This is a genomic window from Phormidesmis priestleyi BC1401, assembly GCF_001650195.1.
GTDB lineage: Bacteria > Cyanobacteriota > Cyanobacteriia > Leptolyngbyales > Leptolyngbyaceae > Phormidesmis_A > Phormidesmis_A priestleyi_B.
This window is the reverse complement of sequence record NZ_LXYR01000185.1, coordinates 1-665: the sequence shown is the minus strand read 5'-3', so window position 1 is coordinate 665 and position 665 is coordinate 1. Positions and strand designations below refer to the sequence as shown.

Below are 665 nucleotides of genomic sequence, written 5' to 3'. Positions count from 1 at the left end.
GTTGGATAAGGCTTCTTCCAACGCCTCCACGCAAAAGTGAACTTCTAGAGTGTTGGAGATCCGCCAGGACAAGACGTGACGACTATACCAATCCATCACTGCCACTAAATAGAAGTGTCCCCGACAGACTGGGAGATAGGTGATGTCGGTACACCAGACTTGGTTGGCTTGGGTAATCGCAAGTCCTCTCAATAAGTAGGGATGCACTCGATGCTCCGGGTGAGGTTTGCTCGTATTGGGTTTGGGGTAGATGGCAACTAATCCCATCTCTCGCATCAACCGTTGGACGCGCTTGCGGTTCACCCCATACCCCTGAGTTTTGAGAAAGACGCTCATCTTCCGGCTCCCGTAAAAGGGGGTTTCCAGATATTGCTGGTCGATTAACCGCATCACCATCAAGTCTTCCTCTGACGGAGCGAGCGCCTGGTAATAGTAGCTAGAGCGGGGAATCCGCAGCAATTCACATTGCCGTTGAATGCTCAAGTGTTCATGGTCAGGCTCTACCAAGGCTTTTCGGTCGGCAGCCCTAATCGTGCCGACCTGTTGACTAAAAAATCGCGCTCGACCTTCAACTGTCCAATCTGTCGATACAACTCATCGAGGTGGGCTTGCCCTTCTGGCTCCACTTTGCTGGCGCTGGAACCGCGCTCAAACACCTCACTCAT

1 protein-coding gene is annotated in these 665 nt (G+C 52.3%); it reads right to left on the bottom strand.

Annotation, left to right across the window (positions count from 1 at the left end; genetic code table 11):
* Positions 1-531, bottom strand: a 531-nt coding sequence (locus A8707_RS26355) for an IS3 family transposase (RefSeq protein ID WP_269452781.1), incomplete at its 3' end; no start/stop codon positions are given.
* Between the last annotated feature and the right edge of the window lie 134 nt (positions 532-665).